This is a genomic window from Gluconobacter sp. DsW_058, from assembly GCF_002153615.1.
Classification (GTDB): Bacteria; Pseudomonadota; Alphaproteobacteria; order Acetobacterales; family Acetobacteraceae; genus Gluconobacter; species Gluconobacter cerinus.
On the sequence record NZ_JOPH01000014.1, the window covers coordinates 1 to 430 of the forward strand.

The 430-nt window shown below is 53.7% G+C and carries 1 pseudogene; it reads left to right on the forward strand.

The window, feature by feature from the left end:
- Nucleotides 1–86: 86 nt before the first annotated feature.
- Nucleotides 87–395: pseudogene (locus HK24_RS05565) on the forward strand (transposase); the annotation flags it as partial.
- Between the last annotated feature and the right edge of the window lie 35 nt (nt 396–430).

Below are 430 nucleotides of genomic sequence, written 5' to 3' on the forward strand. Positions count from 1 at the left end.
GTGGCGCTCCCATGACGTCTCTGTCCCATAAGGCTTCCTTCCACTCTCGTGAAAATAATACCCCATCAAAACGACTAAACACCTAGGGCTCACAATTCACAACGCCCCGTTTTACTGGGCTCCTGGAAGAGCGTCAGATCCGCATTAGCATGGACGGGCGTGGGCGCTGGCTGGATAACGTGTTCATCGAGCGTCTGTGGCGGTTGTTAAAATACGAATGTGTCTACCTGCACGCCTTTGAGATCGGATCAGAACTTCGGGTGGGGCTCACGAAATGGATCACCCATTATAACGGACAACGTCCTCATACGGCCCTGGCTGGATGCACGCCCGATGAGGCGTATCATGGCGCGCCGACGCCGTCAGAATGGCGGCATAACAAGAACCGGGTATAGCTTATTCAAACCCAAAAACTGTCCAAACAGACGGG